General features: G+C 39.3%; 7 protein-coding genes and 8 pseudogenes. 11 read left to right on the forward strand and 4 right to left on the reverse strand.

All coding sequences use genetic code 11. The features are described from left to right. From HHA43_RS06155 to HHA43_RS06180, 7 genes and pseudogenes are all read left to right on the forward strand, one after another. A pseudogene (locus HHA43_RS06155) lies at nt 1-357 on the forward strand (SAM-dependent methyltransferase); the annotation flags it as partial. 2 nt (nt 358-359) lie between these two features. Continuing rightward, nucleotides 360-1,403: pseudogene (locus HHA43_RS06160) on the forward strand (HNH endonuclease). A gap of 225 nt (nt 1,404-1,628) precedes the next feature. Continuing rightward, on the forward strand, nt 1,629-3,197 hold the full coding sequence (locus tag HHA43_RS06165) for a type I restriction-modification system subunit M (protein WP_168461846.1): 1,569 nt from the start codon (nt 1,629-1,631) through the stop codon (nt 3,195-3,197). Next, a pseudogene (locus HHA43_RS13335) lies at nt 3,197-3,715 on the forward strand (restriction endonuclease subunit S); the annotation flags it as partial. The gene HHA43_RS06165 and the pseudogene HHA43_RS13335, both read left to right, overlap by 1 nt. Next, nucleotides 3,704-4,450, forward strand: a pseudogene (locus HHA43_RS13340) (restriction endonuclease subunit S); the annotation flags it as partial. The pseudogenes HHA43_RS13335 and HHA43_RS13340, both read left to right, overlap by 12 nt. Nucleotides 4,451-4,527: 77 nt before the next feature. Beyond that, on the forward strand, nt 4,528-5,343 hold the full coding sequence (locus HHA43_RS06175) for a DUF6694 family lipoprotein (RefSeq protein ID WP_143218049.1): 816 nt from the start codon (nt 4,528-4,530) through the stop codon (nt 5,341-5,343). Nucleotides 5,344-5,458: 115 nt separating this feature from the next. After that, on the forward strand, nt 5,459-8,335 hold the full coding sequence (locus HHA43_RS06180) for a type I restriction endonuclease subunit R (RefSeq protein WP_168542087.1): 2,877 nt from the start codon (nt 5,459-5,461) through the stop codon (nt 8,333-8,335). Nucleotides 8,336-8,378: 43 nt separating this feature from the next. Here HHA43_RS06180 and HHA43_RS06185 read toward each other — a convergent pair whose 3' ends face one another. Both HHA43_RS06185 and HHA43_RS06190 read right to left on the reverse strand, forming a co-directional pair. Further along, entirely contained in the window at nt 8,379-9,806 is a 1,428-nt protein-coding gene (locus HHA43_RS06185) for a hypothetical protein (protein ID WP_075695903.1), read from the reverse strand. Nucleotides 9,807-9,832: 26 nt separating this feature from the next. Continuing rightward, the gene (locus tag HHA43_RS06190) at nt 9,833-10,687 is read right to left on the reverse strand and encodes a hypothetical protein (protein WP_168418680.1); all 855 of its coding nucleotides are present in this window, start codon (nt 10,685-10,687) and stop codon (nt 9,833-9,835) included. 281 nt (nt 10,688-10,968) lie between these two features. On the opposite strand from HHA43_RS06190, the pseudogene HHA43_RS06195 reads away from it, so the two are divergent. Together HHA43_RS06195 and HHA43_RS06200 are read left to right on the forward strand one after the other, a co-directional pair. Beyond that, nucleotides 10,969-11,364, forward strand: a pseudogene (locus HHA43_RS06195) (DDE-type integrase/transposase/recombinase); the annotation flags it as partial. 298 nt (nt 11,365-11,662) lie between these two features. Next, nucleotides 11,663-15,010 carry a DEAD/DEAH box helicase gene (locus tag HHA43_RS06200; RefSeq protein WP_075167630.1) on the forward strand — a complete coding sequence of 1,116 codons (3,348 nt, stop codon included), beginning with the start codon at nt 11,663-11,665 and terminating at the stop codon, nt 15,008-15,010. A gap of 17 nt (nt 15,011-15,027) precedes the next feature. Here the strand turns inward: HHA43_RS06200 and HHA43_RS06205 are convergent. Beyond that, nucleotides 15,028-15,573, reverse strand: a pseudogene (locus tag HHA43_RS06205) (type II toxin-antitoxin system HipA family toxin); the annotation flags it as partial. On the opposite strand from HHA43_RS06205, the pseudogene HHA43_RS06210 reads away from it, so the two are divergent. Both HHA43_RS06210 and HHA43_RS06215 read left to right on the forward strand, forming a co-directional pair. Continuing rightward, a pseudogene (locus tag HHA43_RS06210) lies at nt 15,564-15,965 on the forward strand (IS30 family transposase); the annotation flags it as partial. The pseudogenes HHA43_RS06205 and HHA43_RS06210 overlap by 10 nt on opposite strands. Before the next feature lie 57 nt (nt 15,966-16,022). Further along, complete coding sequence (locus HHA43_RS06215) at nt 16,023-19,100, forward strand: EAL domain-containing protein (protein WP_228284160.1); 3,078 nt, start codon at nt 16,023-16,025, stop codon at nt 19,098-19,100. A 71-nt stretch (nt 19,101-19,171) separates the two neighbouring features. Here the strand turns inward: HHA43_RS06215 and HHA43_RS06220 are convergent. After that, a pseudogene (locus HHA43_RS06220) lies at nt 19,172-19,773 on the reverse strand (ISNCY family transposase); the annotation flags it as partial. Nucleotides 19,774-19,864: the final 91 nt, after the last annotated feature.

Raw genomic sequence — 19,864 nt, forward strand, 5'->3', positions numbered from 1 at the left:
ACAGGCATCGAGGTACGTCAGCAAAGTTTTTATGAGCTGAATGAAGTAGCTAAGTATGATGGGATTTGGGCTTGTGCATCTCTTTTACATTGTGAAAGAGATCACCTGACTGAAGTGCTGGCGCGCATATTTAAAGCATTAAAGCCAAATGGTGTTTGCTATATGTCTTTTAAGTATGGCAATACAGACCGTGAGATAGAGGGGCGTAGCTTTACTGACTTGAATGAACAGCAAGCTCATGACTTACTTAAGCAGATCGATCAGGCTTTACTGTTACAACAATGGATTACTGTAGATAAACGTCCAGAGCGTACAGAAGAGTGGATGAATATTCTGATTAGAAAAGTGCAGGCTTAGATATGTTATTCAGTATAGCCGAAATACCAACCCCTCAAGAACAGTTGAAATTCTTAAAGCATATTCAGCAGATTTTGCAGTCAGGGACTTTTACTTCGACATATAAGTTTGCTTTGCTGATAAGTATCACGCGTCTGGCGATTGAACAGGGGCAAGATACTGGTGCTGCCTTGCATTTAGAATATCAGGATATTGCTGAAAAGTTTATTGACTTATACTGGAAACAGTCACTGCCGTTTCAGTTTAACCAGTATGAGCCTTTTACTATTCATCAAAGCACTGGTAAGCAGGCAAAGATCATCAGTGAAATCCAGAAAGCACAGCAACAATTCAAGACCTTGGCCGCGTTGAGAAAGGATGTACTTTACTGGAACAGGTTGAAGCGAGCAGTTGCAACAACGGTAAAGCAAATGCCGGTGGTGTATTTGCAGAATTTGAATGGTCAAACCATAGAGTTTCTCTATAGTCTTGAAGATTCCAAGCAGTCCCTCAAGCTGTTGCCCAAAGTGATGTATTGTTTGAGACAGTTTAGTGAAATTATTGAAGAGCTTTGCCAGAAGCGCTGGATTGATTTTGTCCGGCTGAATAAGCAGAACTTGGTTGTATTAGATGGGTTACCTGACCTAGATGAATTCATGTTTGCTCCAAGTCGTAATCAATTGGGGCAGGTCGCGGACTTCTTAATTGACTTACAGCAATGCCAGTGTTTTTACTGTGGCAAAAGCCTAAAAAACTCAAAATATGCCGTGGATCATTTTATTCCATGGTCATTATATCCTGCCGATACCGGACATAATTTTGTCCTGGCGGATGAAAAGTGCAACTCACAAAAAAGTAATTATTTGGCGTCAGAACAATTTCTGCAACAGTGGCAGGAGCGGAACTATCTACATGATTAATCTATTGTTCGGGAAATTTCTCAATTAGGTTTTTTAACCGATCTGCAACGTTCGCATCGGGTTGCCGACTGGGCGTATAAGCAGGCAATAGAGAATGAATATTTAGTCTGGCTAGGTGGAAAAGATAAACATATATTAGGTGTTTAGTCCCATATCTGGAGTACTTTAATGTCTTTATTTTTCTGTAGTGAAGATTACTGGAGTAGGCTGCTATATAGTTTAGATTATGTCTCTATCTAGCGCCTGAATTGACAGATTACATCGCTTGACCACGACAATTCATGTCCTTGTCCACCTTTTTACTGCTGCATAATTTAGAATTTTAGGTAAAATCATTTTATTAATGATTTACTTATTTGGACTCCTATAACAATGACCCACGTACAACTGCAACAATTACAAAAACAACTTTGGAATATTGCCAATACTTTGCGTGGCACCATGGGCGCCGATGAATTCCGTGATTACATTCTGGGTTTTATTTTCTTTAAATATTTATCAGAAAAATCGGTGAACTTTGCCAATGAATTGCTCGATGGTGAGGAGGTCAGCTTTTTAGAATTAGATGAAAATAATGCTGAGCATGTGCCGTACATCGAAGAAATTAAAAAGAATGCCATTGCCGAAGTGGGTTATGCGCTTACACCAAAACAGCTATTCCATACCTTAGCCGAGCGTGGTCGTCAGGGCGAATTCATTTTGGATGATTTAACTGCGACCTTAAAATCGATTGAACAAAGCACTTTAGGCACCGACTCTGCCGATGACTTTGCCAACCTGTTTGAAGATTTAGATCTAAACTCGACCAAGCTCGGCAATAATGCCAGTGATCGTAATGCACTGGTGGCGAAAGTCCTCAGTCATTTAGATGATATTGATTTTGATATTAGTAATACCGAAGCCGATGTACTCGGGGATGCTTACGAATACCTGATTGGTGAATTTGCCTCAGGCGCGGGCAAAAAAGCGGGGGAATTCTATACGCCGCAAACGGTATCGACCTTACTGGCAAAGATTGTCACCCAAGGCAAAGAGCGTTTACGTTCAGTCTATGACCCGACTTGCGGTTCAGGTTCGTTATTGCTTCGGGTAAAACGTGAAGTGAAAGATGTCGATATGATTTACGGTCAGGAGATGAACCGTACCACTTACAACTTGGCACGCATGAACATGATTCTGCATGATGTGCATTTTGCCAAGTTCGACATCAAGCAGGAAAACACTTTAACCCGTCCGCAGCATTTAAATAAAAAGTTTGATGCGGTGGTGGCGAATCCGCCATTTTCTGCAAAATGGTCTGCCGATCCGTTATTTTTACAAGATGAACGTTTTGCTGCGTATGGCAAACTGGCGCCAAGTTCTAAAGCGGATATGGCGTTTGTACAGCACATGCTGTATCAACTGGATGACAACGGCACGATGGCGGTGGTGTTACCGCATGGCGTCTTGTTCCGTGGTTCGAGTGAGGGTGTGATTCGTCAGTATTTGATTGAACAGTTGAACGTGGTGGATGCCATTATTGGTCTACCCGCCAATATTTTCTATGGCACGTCTATTCCGACCTGTATTTTGGTGTTGAAGAAAAACCGTGAGCAGAGCGGCAATATTCTGTTTATTGATGCCAGCAATGATTTTGAAAAGCAGAAGAATCAAAACAAGTTATTGCCTGAGCATTTGGATAAGATTGTTGCGGCATTTGAAAAGCGTGAAAATATTGAAAAATATGCGCATGTGGCGACTTTGCAAGAAGTGAAAGATAACGATTACAACCTAAATATTCCGCGTTATGTGGATACTTTTGAAGCGGAAGCCGAGATTGATCTGGATGCAATTGCTCAGCAGTTACAGGCTTTGGAACAAGACAGCCAAAAGACCGATGCGGTAATTGCGGATTTCTGCAAAGAGCTTGGGATTGCTTCGCCTTTTACGGAGGTGAAGTAATGACTGCGCCAAAGTTAAGATTTAAAGAGTTTGATAGTGACTGGTCTAAGGTTAAGTTAAAAGAATTGGTGATATCTTTAGATGCGGGCGTTTCTGTAAATGGTGAAGATGTAGATGTCACTGAAGATGATTTTTCTGTTCTGAAAACGAGCTGTGTTTCTTTAGGTGTTTTTAATGCAAATGAACGAAAACTAGTTAATTTAGAAAACGAGATTCAAAGACTAAAAGAGCCTTTACTAGATAATTCACTTGTTATGAATCGTAGTAATACACCTTTATTGGTTGGATCATCTGCGTTTATTAAGAAAGCTCCGAAAAATACATATTTATCAGATAAATTGTGGCAAATCAAAGTTAATGATAAGGCTGATATTAGATGGTTGTCGTTTCATTTATCATCTGAAACTACTCTAATAAAACTAAGAGATATGGCAACAGGCACAAGTAATAGTATGAAGAATATTACTAAGTCTGATGTACTAAACTTTGAATTAAGTGCCCCATCAAAACAAGAACAAACCAAAATCGCTTCTTTTCTTTCCGCTGTAGATGAAAAGGTTAGTCAACTCACGCAAAAACATCAGCTACTCAGCCAATATAAACAGGGCATGATGCAAAAGCTGTTTAGTCAGCAGCTTCGATTTAAAGCGGATAATGGTAGTGAGTTTGGGGAGTGGGAGGATTCTAAGCTCGGCGAATTAACTACATTAATAACAAAAGGCACTACACCTAGCTCATTAGGTGAAAAATATGAAGAATCTGGGATTAATTTTATAAAAATAGAAAGCTTATCTTCAAATGGTAAGTTTCTTTTAGATAAGTTTGCCTATATTGATGAGAATACTCATAACAAGCTAGCTAGATCAAAGTTAGAGCATGATGATATTTTATTTTCTATTGCTGGAGCATTAGGCAGAGTAGCAATAATTTCAAGAGATTATTTACCTGCTAATACTAATCAAGCATTAGCGATTATTAGATTGAAAGATAAAAAAATTACACGTTACATCTATTATTTTTTGAATTCAGATTATGTGAAAAAAATTATTGATGCTGAAAGCGTGCAATTAGCTCAAGCAAATTTTTCACTTGGGCAACTTGCTAACTTGGATGTTTTAGTCCCGTGTTTAGAAGAACAAACCAAAATCGCCAATTTCTTATCTGCCATTGACCAGAAAATTGAAGTGGTTGCACAGCAAATTGAACAGGCCAAACAGTGGAAAAAAGGCTTGTTGCAGCAGATGTTTGTGTAAATTTTTTGATAGTCAAATCCATAAGTGGGTTTGGCTTTTTGCTTATTAAAAGCATCATGTATTATAAGAGGGTTAACATGAAAAAATTGATCATTGCTTCAGTGTTTGCTGCAGTATTACTTAGTGGATGTAGTAAGGGGCCATTGGATACTACTTTTGATTTGACTAACTTGCAAACATTAACGGATTCATCAAGTAAAATACATGATGAACTGCCAGAACAAGAGTCAGAAATTGTTCAATGGGCTATTAACACGCTGAATATAGGTACAGTAGAGTCTATTGAAAAATTTAAAGAGCAATATGGTGCTGATATTACTTATCGAAAAATTGTGAAACTTGCTGTAGATAATCGCAAGCAAGCAGTTTTTGATGAATATGAACGGTTGAAGTCTATCGAGAAAGATTGGACTGATATCTATAATGACTTATCTAAAATTAAAGCGAGTAATATAAGTTTAGGTACAAGCAGTGAGTTTTTTACTCGTGGCAAGCCTTTAGTTTCTTTTGATGTGCATAATGGAAGCAAACAGGATTTATCCTCAATCCAGTGGGAAATCGATCTTTATTTAGATGATGAGCAAGAACCTTATTCAACTTATACAGGTATAGATAGCTATACCTATGGTAGTAAGAAAAATGGTTTAAGAGCAGGTGAAACTGTACATCGTTCAATTGCAATCGATACCTTTGGTTTTAATGACAATGCAAAAAAATGGACTGATTTAAAAGCACAAAATGCTAAGAAAAAATCTATAGCCGTTACTGTTATTCCAACTTCTGCTAAAGATTTTTCAGAAGAAAATCTAATCACAGGAAACGTTCCAAAAGCATTAAAAGCGTATGAGGCTGAGAAGAATTTAATCATAAATGCTGAGAAAATGATTAAATAATTTAGTTTATTAAAAGCAAGAGCAATTAAACATCATATCTAGGTATGGTGTTTAGCATGTTAATAATTGAATAAATCAAGCAACAGCATATCGATAAAATGGTTTTGAGGGTGAAATGACAGTACAAAGCGAATATCAACTTGAAAATGAACTGATTAGCCAGCTCAAGCAATTGGGATATGCTGCGGTGACCATCAAGGACGAAAGCCAACTACTGTCTAACCTAAAAACCCAAGTCGAACGCGCCAATGGACTTGCGCCCCTGTCAGAAACGGAATGGAAACAGGTCATTAGTTTTTTAAATACCGGAACAGTATTTGAACGGGCCAAAAATCTGCGTGATCTATTTCCAGTCAAATTTGATGATGGTACCAGTAAACACCTTTTTTTCCTGTCTGATGATCCTAGCAAAAATATTTATCAGGTCACCAATCAAATCACTATCGACCACCGCGACTATAATGGCAGAACCAGCCGTTTTGATGTCACACTCTTGGTTAATGGTTTGCCTTTGGTACAGATCGAGCTAAAAAAACGAGGCATGGAAATCGCCGAAGCTTTTAATCAAACGCAACGCTATATTCGTGAAGCCTATTGGGCAGGGCAAGGGCAGTTTGGTTTTATTCAGCTGTTTGTCATTAGTAATGGTGCCAATACCCGTTATTACTCCAACGGCACCACAGGCATCGAGTTTGCCTTTCCCTGGGCAGATGTCAGCAATAAACACATCAATGAAATTGTCGACTTTGCCGAAGCTTTTTTAAATCAGCAGCATCTAACCCAAATGCTGACCCAGTACATGGTACTGCTGGAAACCACCAAAAGCCTGATGGTGCTGCGTCCCTATCAGATTTATGCAGTACAGAAAATTGTGCAGCATGTGCAAAACTCCAATCAGAACGGCTATATCTGGCATACTACAGGTTCAGGCAAAACCCTGACATCTTTTAAAGCCAGTCAAATCATCATGCAAATGCCTGATGTAGAAAAAGTCCTGTTTGTGGTGGATCGTAACGACCTCGACACGCAAACCTCACGTGAATTTAATGCCTTTAAAGCCGACAGCGTGGACAGCACCGATAACACATCGACCTTGGTGAAACAGCTGGATCAACGCCACGACAAACTGATTGTGACCACCATCCAAAAACTCAATCGAGCTATCAGTACCGACCGTTATTTAGAATCGATTGATTATCTTAAAAATAAAAAAGTGGTGTTTATTTTTGATGAATGTCATCGCAGTCAATTTGGTGAGACCCATCAGAACATCAAAAAATTCTTCAGCAATGCACAAATGTTTGGTTTTACCGGTACGCCTATTTTTGAAAAGAACAGCCAAAGCAAAGCAGGTTTAAAACTCACCACAGATTACCTGTTTAATGAGTGTTTGCATAAATACGTGATTGTCGATGCCATCCGTGATCGTAACGTCTTGCAGTTCCAGATTGATTATCGTGGCAAATACACCGCCAAAGGCATGGCGACGAATGAAAGTTATGAGGAAGATGTAGAAGGCATCGATACCAAAGAACTGTATGACAACCCGCAACGCCTAGAAATGATTGCCCGCTACATTGTCAATATCCACGATACCAAAACCCGTAATCGTGAATTTACCGCAATGTTCTGTGTCAGTTCGGTCGAAACACTGACCCAATATTACGACCTCTTTGAAAAGGTGCAGGCTGAAAAGCAAATTGAAGATGAAGCACAAGGTCGGATATTTAAACCGTTGACCATTGCCACTATCTTTTCTTATGCGGCAAATGAGGCTGTACCGACTGATGACTTAACTGGCTTGATTCATGAAGAAGCCGCAGATATTCCAAGTCAGGTCAATTCATCCAGTCGGGATAAGCTGGATCGCTACATTGCCAATTACAATCGACAATTCAAAACTAACTACAACTCAGGTGATCAATTTTATGCGTACTACCGCGACATTGCACAGCGCGTAAAAAACAGACAGATTGATATTCTAATCGTGGTCAATATGTTCCTCACGGGCTTTGACTCTAAGCCGTTAAATACCTTGTATGTCGATAAAAACCTAAAATATCATGGCTTGATTCAAGCATTCTCACGCACCAACCGTGTCTATAACGATAAAAAACCATTTGGCAATATCATCTGTTTCCGCAACCTAAAACGTGCAACAGATGAAGCACTGGCACTATTTTCCAATAAAGAAACGACCAAGATTGTACTTGTTCCCAGCTATGCGGAAATCGAACAGGATTACCAAGCAGCGGTGAGCAAATTGTTTGCCTTAACGCCCAATTACCAATCAGTCGATGATCTTGTCACTGAAGAACAGCAACTCGAATTTATTAAAGCTTTCCGTGAAGTGATGCGCTATAACGCGCAATTACAAACTTTTATTGAATACGATCAAGACCAAACACAACTTGATAAGCAGCACTTTGCAAACTTCGCCTCTAAGTATGCTGACTTATGTCGTGCCGTTAGAAAGACCACCAAGAAAGAAAAAGTGTCGGTACTGGACGATGTCGATTTTCAGCTGGACTTGCTGCACAGTGACCGCATTAATGTGGGTTATATCATCAACCTGCTACAGCTTGTTGTTGATACAGACTCAGAGGACAAACGTCAGAAGTACCAAGCGCAAATTTATGACTTAATCAGTAGCGATATTAGCTTGCACGATAAGCAAGACCTGATTCAAAAATTCATTGAAGAAAACATGCCGAAGATGATCAACGGCCAAAGCGTCCAAACAGCTTTTGCTGAATTCTGGGATGCTGAAAAAGAACAGGCCTATCAGCATCTCTGCAAAGAAGAAAACCTGAAACCAGAAGCGATGAAGCAGGTTCTGGAGCATTATGAGTTCACCAAACGCCTACCACGTAAAGAAGAGTTGAAGGACTTACCAAACTATAAGGTTAAGCTGTTTGAGCGGGATAATGTGTTCACTCACTTGATGGTCAAGACACGAAAGTTGATTGAAAAGTTTTATGTAGGGTTTTAAATTGCTAAAGAAGTAAAGCACTTGGTGGTGCTTTACTTTAAAATCAATCGAATAAGAAATTTCGTAGATCAGCTTCATTTCTCAATATTTTAGATTCCTCTACTCCATGAGCACGAGCCAATGCAATACTGGACTCTACGATTGAAATATTAGTATTTAAGTCAAAAGCTTTACTTCTTAAATCAGCAATTTTTTCAAATTCAGTATTAATTTTATTTACGACATTTATATAAACTTCATCTACCGTAGCTAGAAAAAGTTGCATAGAAACTTCCATTTGTTGTGCAAGCTTTTTATCTTCACCTAATAAAATTTCACATACAAACTTTCCTGCGATTGAACCAATAACAGCACCTAAAACAGGTATAGGGATAAATGTTTGTCCTGCTAGCGCAGCAAGACCAACACCTGCACTATCTGCACAGACAAAAATTGAATTCATCTGAAATTCTTCAAAAGTTAATTTCCCTTGGTAAAAGTCATTTACCAATGAGCTTACCCCTTTAGATGCAGTAACGAATGCACCAGCTAAGGGGGCAGCTAACCCTGCACAATTAGTCAAACCATAAACTGCAGCACCAGTCACACCACCTAAGGCGGATGCTTTAGCTGTATTTAATCCAACTTCCTTCCAATCTTCTTTAGTAAGCTCACCCTTAAATAAATTTTTTCCTTCATTTTTATATTTAAGATATAAAGAGGAACTTAAGGAAATAGCACCACCGACAGCTGCAGCAGCTCCCGCTGCTTTTAGCCCTTCTGTTAAAGTAGCTTGATGTTTATCATGAATAATATCCTTCATTTTTTCATTTTGTTGTTCGAGGTCAGTACTGTGCTTATTTAATGTTTCATGCACTTGACCTTGTTGAACTTCAGCATAATCAGATACCCCAGGACGAACTACCTCATTAAATGGCTGTCCAGACTTGGTTTGGATTTCTTCAATTTTTGCTTGAACAGAATTGATCGTCTTTTGACTTAAACTTTCAATGGATTCACCACGATGAATTTTAGAAATCAATTCATAATGATCTTTTGGAATATGATAATAGGATCCGTCACGACCGAAATTTTCATATTTGTCCATATGTTTAAGCACATGATCAAGATTGTTACCCAAACCGTTAATAAATTTTGATTGAACCTGAACTCCATCAATCAAATAATCTTCAGGTGCAGTCCGTCCTACTCCTTCAAAGGTGGCTCTAACAGTATCACCTGCAAGAGCATCTCTTGCATTACGAATACCTACTTCAACATGTTCAGCAATTTCTCCATGTTTAGTAAGGTCGCTACCTAAAATATTTTCAGGTGTACCAATAAATTCTCGGACTTTATCGACGTGCTTCATTGAATTAATAAAGCATTGATCCTGCAGATTAAGTTGTGAAATTTCATCTTGCAGTCTAGCAACATTAATGCCATCGATTATGGCACTAGAAATCTGGTCTTGTACTGAAGTTGTTTGCATTAATATTGCCTGATTATTAAATAAAATTAGAGTTCAACTTTCTTTTTCATAAGTAGACATAAGCTCTCTACATGATTCTTCAATGAAATCATAAGTGCTTTTTGGCCATCATCTAATTGATTATAATTAAGTGTAGTAAGTGTTGAATCTAGTGTTCTTAATTGGTATTGCATCCCCATAATATGCTTCTGTGTTTCTTCCGCAAGTTTTTCCACTTCTAAAGAGGCTGCTTTAAATTGTCTATTTAGAACTTCAATTTCCTTTCTTTTTTCATCAGCTTCTTTAGCGATTTTCTCATTTCTACTGCGCGCAAAAAGTGCACTTCCGACCAATGCTGTACCGCCAATGGCCCAGCCTACTGGTCCTGCAAGTGCCAATAAAGCATTACCTGCAGCCATACCACCACCACCTGCAGCAAGGGCTCCTCCACCTAACCAAGCTAATGCTGCATTAGTAGCTGCTGCACCACCTAAAGCAGAAATGGCAGTACCTGTAGATGCTGTACCAAAAGTAGTTGCAATTGCCATAGCTGCAGTTGGGGCGAAAGCTGCAACACCAGCCCCAGCAGCTACTCCAGCTCCGGCAGTACTGCCTGCTTGTATATCAATTTGACGTGCATTTTCCTTAATTTGATCGAGAATATCATTAAATACTTTAAATTCAGCTTTATATTCACTAAACGTTTTATCGAATTCTTTGGGTTTGTTGGCGATACCACTAAAAAGGGCTTCGATTCTAGTAATAATGTTATGAGCATCATTTTTACGAAGATTCATTAATTTTTCAGATTTTTTACCAACTTCTATACCTAGTTTTTCGTAGGTATTTTTAGCATTTTCAAATTTTTCGATTGCATTCTTTTTTAAATCCCCATTTAACATTTTGCACCCTCTAGCATTTATATTGTGATTTAATGTTTTTAAGTCACTAATATATATAAATTAAGTATCCTTGAATATACTGTTATAAAGACATAATAAATCTTAATAATAAGTTGTGAACCGTATCAGGTTTTTCGGAGACCAACTTTCTTGAGATACAAGAAGCATTGCTTCGCAAGACGTAGCGAAGCGTAGTGTCCCGATGACAAAACCAAAATATACCCCTGAAATCAGAGAAAGAGCGGTTCAATTATTGATTGACTACCAAGACGGTATCTCAGGTCAGTGACTTTACGTATATTCAAACCAATTCAGGTTGGGTCTACACCGCCTTTATTATTGATGTGTTCTCACGAGCAATTGTTGGATGGAAAGTATCAACACGTATGAATACAGACATGGTGCTCGATGCACTTGAGCAAGCATTGTATGATCGAGGCTTGCCAAAGAACGTGATTCATCATTCCGACAGAGGTGTGCAATATCTTTCCATTCATTATACCAATCGTTTAGAAGCAGCAAATTTACGAGCATCAGTCGGTACAACTGGTGATTCATATGATAATGCTCTGGCTGAAACGGTGAATGGCTTATACAAAACAGAGGTGATTGAATATTTAAAAGCAGATTGGCAAGGTTTAACGGATGTACAACTTGCGTCATTAAACTGGGTAGACTGTGAACCGTACCGAGTTTGTCGGAGAATTTTTATTTAAGTATTTTATTCATAGAAACAATGCTAAAACTTTTGACCCCATTTGGTTTAAAATTAACTGTTGTGAAGAAATGATCACTTTCTATCAGGATATTTTCGATCTCAATGAACTGTTTAACTTCTCGAATTTGATTGTCTTTATTCACAATATTCCTATTGAGTGAGTCGAATCTGTGCTCAGGTTGAGCAGTTCGGCTACTGTTCTGAAATGACAGCTTTGTCCGTTATAATTGTATAAACATTTTTAGTGTCTGGTAATTATGTCCTCATTGATCAATTTTCTATCTCGCTTTAGTACTGCAACTCTTCAGCGCAGCCAGAGCTATGCTAAACACATTGATAGGAAAACGATTGAGTTCTTTGAGGAAAATGACGATGTCACGATGTATGCCCAAATTGAAGGGACAGATTATTACGATACTGCAATTACCTATAATCTTAAAAAGGACCGTTTAATTGATGACGACTGCACTTGTCCGGTTGGATATAACTGTAAACATGCTGCTGCTTTAGCCAAATTATTTTATCAAGAATATCGAGAAGGATATCTGAAGAGCTATGTTGACTCTCAGTCATCATCTCACACTCAAAAAGATCGGGTTGCAATTAATCAAGCACAACGCTGGTTAAGTGAGTTTAAGCAGTATTTACAACATACCCAGTTAGAGCAGCAAAAGACAACGAGTAATTATTTACTTTATTATTTAGATCAGCCTTTAGGTCTATTCGGGTTAAAACTTGAGGTTCGCAAAGGTAGACGTAATAAAAGTGGGACGATCACAGGTGTCAGTTCTTATACTGAATATGGCAATATTCTAAAAAAACGTCTGTCTTTGCCTGATGGGAAGCGACAATTATTTAATCAAATTTATTATTATGCCAAGCTCAATCAGAATGAGTTTTCTTATGGAAATAGTCTTGATATATCAGGCATTGTCTTAGAGCATTTTAAATCTTTCATTCAGAGTGGTGATGTCTATTGGAAACAAAAAAGTGATGCTCCACTTACATGGTCAGAACAAAGCTATCAGCTTGAATTTTCTTGGCAAAAGAGCATTGAAAAACAGACTGAGCACTTAGATTTTGAGTTGGTCAATGGAAATGTTCGACTCAATTTAAAATCGAATCCACATCTTCAAATTCTTGTAAGTCAGCCACTTTGTTATATCGATATTCACAAGAATACGGTAGGGCAACTCTATAGTGAATATACATCGGATTTACTGTACTACCTTTGGCGGATGCCAGAGATGCCTGCGACGGTTTTGACTGAGTTTGAGCAGCTTACCCATCAATCTACAACGATACATAACTTGCCGAAACCTGGGTTTCTTCAAGAGATTGAAGTCTTACAGGGTAATCCCCAGCCAATTTTACGCTTCGGTGTTTTAGATAAATTTGATTGGAAATGGGAGGAGTCTGTTTGTGCTGAAATTGAATTCTCCTATGCAGGCGGGCGAATTAAAGCAGGTACATCAGGTGACAGTTTCATTGGTGAGCAGCATGACAAAATGGTGCGACAGCTTCGGGACTTAGTTCAGGAACAACAGTCAATCCAGCGTTTACAGCTATTGGTCGAATCACTGAAGTGGGTGAAAGATCTTAGTTATGACCAGCAATTAAAACTGGATAAACAACGTCTCGATTCTATGGTTTTTGCTTTCTATGGAGACTGGATCAAACAGCTGATGCCCATCAATCAAATTGAGTTGATGGGCTGGCAGATAGAGCATCTGGAAAACAGCCCCTTTAACCTGCAATATGTTGAAAATTTAAATATTTCTATCACTGAATCTGAAGGCCAGCAGGACTGGTTCAATATCGGGGCGACGGTTCAAGACAGTGCAGGCAATTCTTATAATTTACTTGATGCGCTCGTAGCTTTGGTGCGAGTAAATCCTGATTTACTTGATCCGCGGACTTTTATTCATCTGCATGACAGTCAAATTTTCACCGTGAAAACTGCAGTTGATCAACCTGATTTGGCGCTATCCGCTAGGGATATTAAGCCGGTATTATTGCATCTGCAGAGCATTTTACAGCAAGAAGAGCGCAGTATTGATCGCTATGATGCGAGTCAATTATTAGAATTGCAGCATAATCTTGGGATGACATGGCAGGTCAGTGATCGCCTGCAGAAATTTGTACATAAATTCAAACAAGGCTATCAGCAACAACTGCCAACACCACAAGGTTTTCAGGGGGAGTTGCGTCTATACCAGCAGCAGGGCTTAGGCTGGTTACAGTTTTTAAGGGAAACCCAGCATGGCGGGATTCTGGCAGATGATATGGGCTTGGGGAAAACAGCACAAACTTTAGCCCATTTACTCATGGAAAAGCAGGCTGGATATTTGCAGGATAGTCCCGCCTTAATTGTTGCACCCACATCGCTGATGCATAACTGGTTCAAAGAAGCGGAGAAATTTACCCCAGAGCTCAAGGTATTGCTGCTACAGGGGCCCGATCGCCATCAGTATTTTGAGCAGATTCCGCACTATGATATTGTGTTAACCACCTATCCGCTTCTGGCGAGAGATGAAGAGCAACTAAAGCAATATGAATATCATCAACTCATTTTGGATGAGGCGCAGAATATCAAAAATCCGCGCGCCAAAGCTGCACAGGTAGTACGGCAATTAACAGCGCGACATCGTCTATGTCTAACCGGTACACCTATGGAAAATCATTTGGGTGAGCTGTGGGCACTATTTTATTTCCTGATGCCAGGATTTTTATATTCACAAGAAATTTTTAATAAAAAGTACCGTCATCCGATTGAAAAGCGCGGTGATGAGCAGTTAAGACAAAAGTTGGTCAACCGGATTAAGCCCTTCATTTTACGTCGCTTGAAAACTGACGTAGCCAAAGAGTTGCCAGAAAAAACCACGATTGAAGTCAATATTGATATGAATGACCAGCAATCCAAGTTATATGAGGCTGTTCGTGCCACGATGCAGGCAAGCATTCAGAAAATTGTGGCAGAAAAAGGCTTTAAACGTAGTCAAATTCAAATTTTAGATGCCTTACTGAAGCTACGTCAGGTGTGCTGCCATCCTAGCTTACTAAAGCTGGATTCAGTGAAAATTGGGCAGGCGCATTCTGCCAAACTTGAACAGTTGATGGATATGGTCGTTCCAATGGTGGAAGAGGGGCGAAAAATTCTTATCTTCTCTCAGTTTACCTCAATGTTGGAACTGATTGAACAACAGTTCCATCACGCAGAAATTGGCTATGTGAAGCTGACTGGAAAGACCAAAAAGCGAGATGAAGTCATTACAGCGTTTCAGTCTGGACAAGTGCCGGTATTTTTAATCAGTCTGAAAGCAGGAGGGGTCGGTTTGAATCTAACTGCCGCAGATACGGTCATTCACTATGATCCATGGTGGAACCCTGCTGCTGAAGATCAAGCTTCAGATCGTGCATGGCGGATTGGACAGGACAAGCCAGTATTTGTGTATAAGCTGATTACCAATAAAAGCATAGAAGAAAAAATTCTTGCCTTACAGCAAAACAAAGCAGAACTGGCACACTCTATTCTAAGTACCGATCATGAGGGCGAAGCGAAACTGACGGAAAATGACGTGATGAACTTGTTTGAGAAATTTTAGTTTGGTTTCAGATTACCCTAATCATCTGTAAGTATCTGAAAGTCTGGATGCAATTTTTTCCAATGTTCTCTTAATTTTTCTTTATGAGCAGGAATCATAGGTAAGTCTAGTAATAGCACTGGCCATACTGACCGTGCTTTGTCCATGATCGCGTGAAGTTGTTTTTCAATAACACGCCATGGAACACCGACTTTTTCAGCCCATTCTTCAAAGTGTTTCATCTCAGCTAAATACCAATCTTTATTTTTGGCAAGATTTAATGCGAAATGATGCTCATTTTCAATATATACACTAGTCATTAATATATCGTATGCGGGAGATAATCTGGGTGCACTTTTATCATGATAAATCATACTGCAGTTTTTTAAGTGCGCATCTCCATTGGCGAGTAAAATATTGACGAGTAAACGGCTGGCAAATTGCTGAATATCAATAATTTTGTTATCTGAAAATTGATAAATGATCTTTCCTATCTGCTCATAATTTGTGGTGCTGTATTTCTGATGTGGATATGCGCCGAAGATCTGAGCAAAATCTTCGATGTGAATAAGCTCTCGTTGATCGAAAGAGCCTGTGCGTACATATTGTTCATTTAGGAAAGACGAGAACTTCATCTAAAATGATTACTTGTGCATTAGATCGTTTATGGATGAGCCATGCTTATAGTGTGACATTTGATAATGGCAAGGAATTTGCCGAACACAAAAGAATTACTGATGTCGGGATAGAGACCTATTTTGCTGATCCTTACAAGTCTATTCAACGAGCAAGGAATGAAAATACAAATGGTTTAATCCGGCAATATCTGCCAAAATCATCATCGTTTGATGACGTGTCAAACGAACAAATAGAGCAGATAGAATTTGCACTCAACCATTGTCCTAGAAAAACACTAGGTTGGCATACACCGAGTGAAGTTATGGGTGGTTTTTATACTGTTGCACTTGCCGCTTGAATCCGCCTTATATTTTAAGTGATTTGTAATCTAATTTGTTGCTTAAAAGATTGAATCTTGGGGGGCGTTGCATTGGCAGCGCAAAGAGAACTTATATCTTACAGAGCGAATATGTTGTCAAAAAACAAATCAATTTTTATCTTTCTTTTTTTAGCATTTGTAATCGTGAATATTTTCATGATTAGTTTATTTGCTTATACCTTATATACTTCACATGAGCGCGAAGAAGCTGAAGTTAGAATTCATATAGAAAATTTAACTTTACTTCTTGAAAAAAGAATTAGCAGTAGCTCAAAAGAAATTGATTTATCTTTACATACGTTACAAGCTTATGTAGAAAAAGAATTACGTGAAAAAAAACAAATAAATGATAGAGATATTTCTAGCTTTATTCAAAAACAAAAAGACTGGATCGGTTCTGTTACACGAATTCATATCACCGATATCAAAGGTCAAGTCCAATTTGGCGATAGTGATATTAGTAATGAGACTTGGAATTACGCCAACTATCGTTTTTTTAAAGATGTTCAACAGAATGATACAGATCAACTGTTTGTTACGAAACTAATAAGAGATCCTAATGGTCAAGGCTGGGTTCATCTATTTGCACGACGTTACAACCAGCCGGATGGAACTTTTGCAGGTATGATCGTCTCTACATTACCTGCTAGTTACTTTAATCATCTGATTGCAGATCTGGATGTAGGCCCTAAAGGGGTGCTGTTGGTGCAAGACCTGAATATGCGAATTATCGCCCGCAATCCCGTGCTCCAAACTCCGAAAGGCCTAGTGGGTTTTGTAAGTGCACCACCAGAACTGTCACAACTGGTTCATTCCAGAGCACAGTTTGGTAGTATTTATAGTCAACAAACAATAGATAAAGTCCCACGTATGGGACACTTCCGTAGATTAAGCACTATGCCTGTTTTTGTTGTTGTTGCTTATGCAAAAGAAGACTATCTGGCTCAATGGTATCATGAACTAATTAAAGCTATTTTGTTTGGGTTGCTCTTTCTTGTAGTTACTGCGATTACAACATACTTAGTTTGGTATCAAATCCGGGCCAATATATTAAGTAATCGTCGTAGTCAGATGCTGTTGCAGAATGCTAAAGATGGTATTCATATACTAGATAGACAAGGCCGGCTCATTGAAGGGAGTGATTCGTTTTTTCGTATGATAGGCAGCACTCCACGACTAGTTGTAGGACAAACGCTGAGTTATTGGGATAACGGCTATAATGAAACAGATCTTCAAGATTTGATCAATACAGGTGTTTTAAATCCAGAAGGTATTCGCTTCGAAACTTATTATCAGAATGCTCAAGGTGAGTGTTATCCAGTAGAAGTCAGTTCAGTTCTAGTGCATCTTGATAATGAAGAGGTTTTCTTCTGCTCGGCACGTGATATTACTGAACGTAAAAAAGCTGAAGAAAATCAGCGTATCGCTGCAACTGCATTTGAATCCCAGGTTGGAATGATGATTACAGATTCTCAGCGAGTTATTTTACGGACCAATCGTGCATTAACAGAAATTAGCGGTTATAGCCAGCAAGAGTTGATCGGTAATACACCAAAAATCTTTCAATCGGGCAGGCACGACAAAAAATTCTATGCCACCATGTGGGAGCTTATTCGTACCACAGGATCTTGGCAAGGTGAAATATGGAATAAGCGTAAAAATGGAGAATTGTATCCACAGCACATCTTGATTGCGGCTGTACGTGATAGGAATGGCGAAACGACGCATTATGTGTCTTCTATTACCGATATTTCTGCCTACAAAGCTTCAGAAGAAAAAGTACGCTTGCTTGCATTCTATGATTCTCTGACCCAATTACCTAACCGTAGCCTGTTTCTCGAGCATCTTGAACAGAGCCTACAAGAAGCGGAAAATAAAAAATGGTGGGGAGCACTTCTGTGCATTGATCTGGATCACTTTAAAGTATTGAATGATACAGAAGGTCATGAGACTGGCGATCGCTTATTAAAGCAAGTCGCAACGCGCCTGTCAGAATACATAGAAGCAAATCAAATGGTTGCTCGATTTACGAGTGATGAGTTTGTGGTACTGCTTGATCAGCTTGGAAACTCCGAGATGGAGGCTATCCAACGAGCAGAAAAAACTGCAAAAGATATTTTGCAAAGACTCGCTCAACCATACTTTTTCACTAACTCTGAGTACCGTAGTTCAGCAAGTATCGGGATTAGCCTGTTTGGTCAAGATGCAGAGGAAAACCTACAGGATCCAATTAAACGTGCCCAAATGGCAGTGTTTGAAGCAAAGAATTATGGCCGAAATACCTATCGCTTCTTTGATCTACGGATTCAATCCCAGGTTGAGGAACGTGCCGAGATTGATGCCGGCTTGCGTCAAGCGTTGGAAAAAAATCAGCTTATGTTGCATTACCAGCCACAAGTAAATGGTGCAGAGCGGATGATAGGAGTAGAAGCCTTGTTACGTTGGCGTCATCCAGTTAAAGGAATGATTTCTCCTGCCCGTTTTATCCCTATAGCAGAAGAAAATGGCTTTATGATTTCACTGGGTCAGTGGGTACTCGAAAGTGCCTGCCAGCAATTAGGAGAATGGGCTAAACACCCGAAAACAGCTCATCTCAGCATCGCCGTGAATGTCAGTGCAAGTCAGTTTAGGCGTGAGGAGTTTGTTCAAGACGTACTCGAAATTCTGGAGCGTACCCAAGCTCCGGCACACTTGCTCAAACTTGAACTTACCGAAAGTGCCCTAGTCATGCGTATAGAAGATATTATTGAAAAAATGACCATTCTTAAACGTTATGGAGTGATATTTTCTCTAGATGACTTTGGGACTGGTTATTCTTCTCTGGCTTATTTACAACGTATTCCAATTGATCAGTTGAAAATTGATCAAGGTTTTGTTCGTGATATCGTGGTGAGTAGTAATGATGCCGAAATTGTGAAAATGATTATTGTTTTGGCTAAAACTTTGGGAATTTCTGTAATTGCTGAGGGAGTTGAAACTGAAGCCCAACGAGATATATTAGAAAAACAGGGCTGTTACCATTATCAAGGCTATTTGTTTGGCAAACCGATGCCTATTGATGAGCTTGAGCAATACTATCTTTCAAAAGTACATACAAAACCAAGAAGGATATGAGTAAGTCCCAAAGTCGTGCTATCTATCCCCACCTAAATCAAAGATTACAGATGGGGAATTTCGCACAGTTAGTTAAATTGCTCTATAAAGCAGGGCAGCCAGGCATTCCGCTTGCTCAATCGAACAGATGCCTTCCAGGCGCATCTCTTTGATCAGACGATCCTGAGGGGTTCTATTCGCCCGTTCTACACAGCCTTTGGCTTGTGGTGAGTTGGCGAAGATAATATCGATATTCAGGGTGCTGAGTACGCGCCCAAATTGCGTAATCTTGGTGTCTTTCTTGCTGCTTTGATTCACCCCGAAGACTGAATGTTTGTCGCTGTAAAACGCTAAAAGCTTACCATGCTGTTCGACATACAAACTTGTTGAATCCATGAATGGTAGTGAGCTTTTCATGGGCCAAGGTAGGTCCAAATCCCAGCAGATGTTCAGAAATAATGGAAAGACATTTTGATTTTAATAAATCATCATGGCGACGATGGCCAGGTTGACCACGACTGGCATGCGCCATACCTGAAACACCATCTTGATTGAGCTTCTGTAATAACCAGGTAATTTGACGGGTTGAAAGATTAAGGATTTCAGCAGCACGGACTTGGGTAATACGTTGATCTCGAACGTCTTGCAGAACAGCAAGACGTTGAATTTCTTTGTCAGACATAGTGATCAGCATCTATATTTCATATCCAGTCCATGATGTTTAAGCCATCATAAACTAGACATTTTTATTGGTGAGAATATAGACATTTTGAATGGGTTCTAAC

The organism is Acinetobacter sp. A2, from assembly GCF_012371325.1.
In the GTDB taxonomy this organism is placed as follows: domain Bacteria; phylum Pseudomonadota; class Gammaproteobacteria; order Pseudomonadales; family Moraxellaceae; genus Acinetobacter.

What these genes read in the sequence shown, in the direction of transcription:
- HHA43_RS06190 (WP_168418680.1), bottom strand. Translation starts at nt 10,687, where the DNA reads ATGTTAAATGGGGATTTAAAAAAGAATGCAATCGAAAAATTTGAAAAT.
- HHA43_RS06165 (WP_168461846.1), top strand. Translation starts at nt 1,629, where the DNA reads ATGACCCACGTACAACTGCAACAATTACAAAAACAACTTTGGAATATT.
- HHA43_RS06200 (WP_075167630.1), top strand. Translation starts at nt 11,663, where the DNA reads ATGTCCTCATTGATCAATTTTCTATCTCGCTTTAGTACTGCAACTCTT.
- HHA43_RS06175 (WP_143218049.1), top strand. Translation starts at nt 4,528, where the DNA reads ATGAAAAAATTGATCATTGCTTCAGTGTTTGCTGCAGTATTACTTAGT.
- HHA43_RS06185 (WP_075695903.1), bottom strand. Translation starts at nt 9,806, where the DNA reads ATGCAAACAACTTCAGTACAAGACCAGATTTCTAGTGCCATAATCGAT.
- HHA43_RS06180 (WP_168542087.1), top strand. Translation starts at nt 5,459, where the DNA reads ATGACAGTACAAAGCGAATATCAACTTGAAAATGAACTGATTAGCCAG.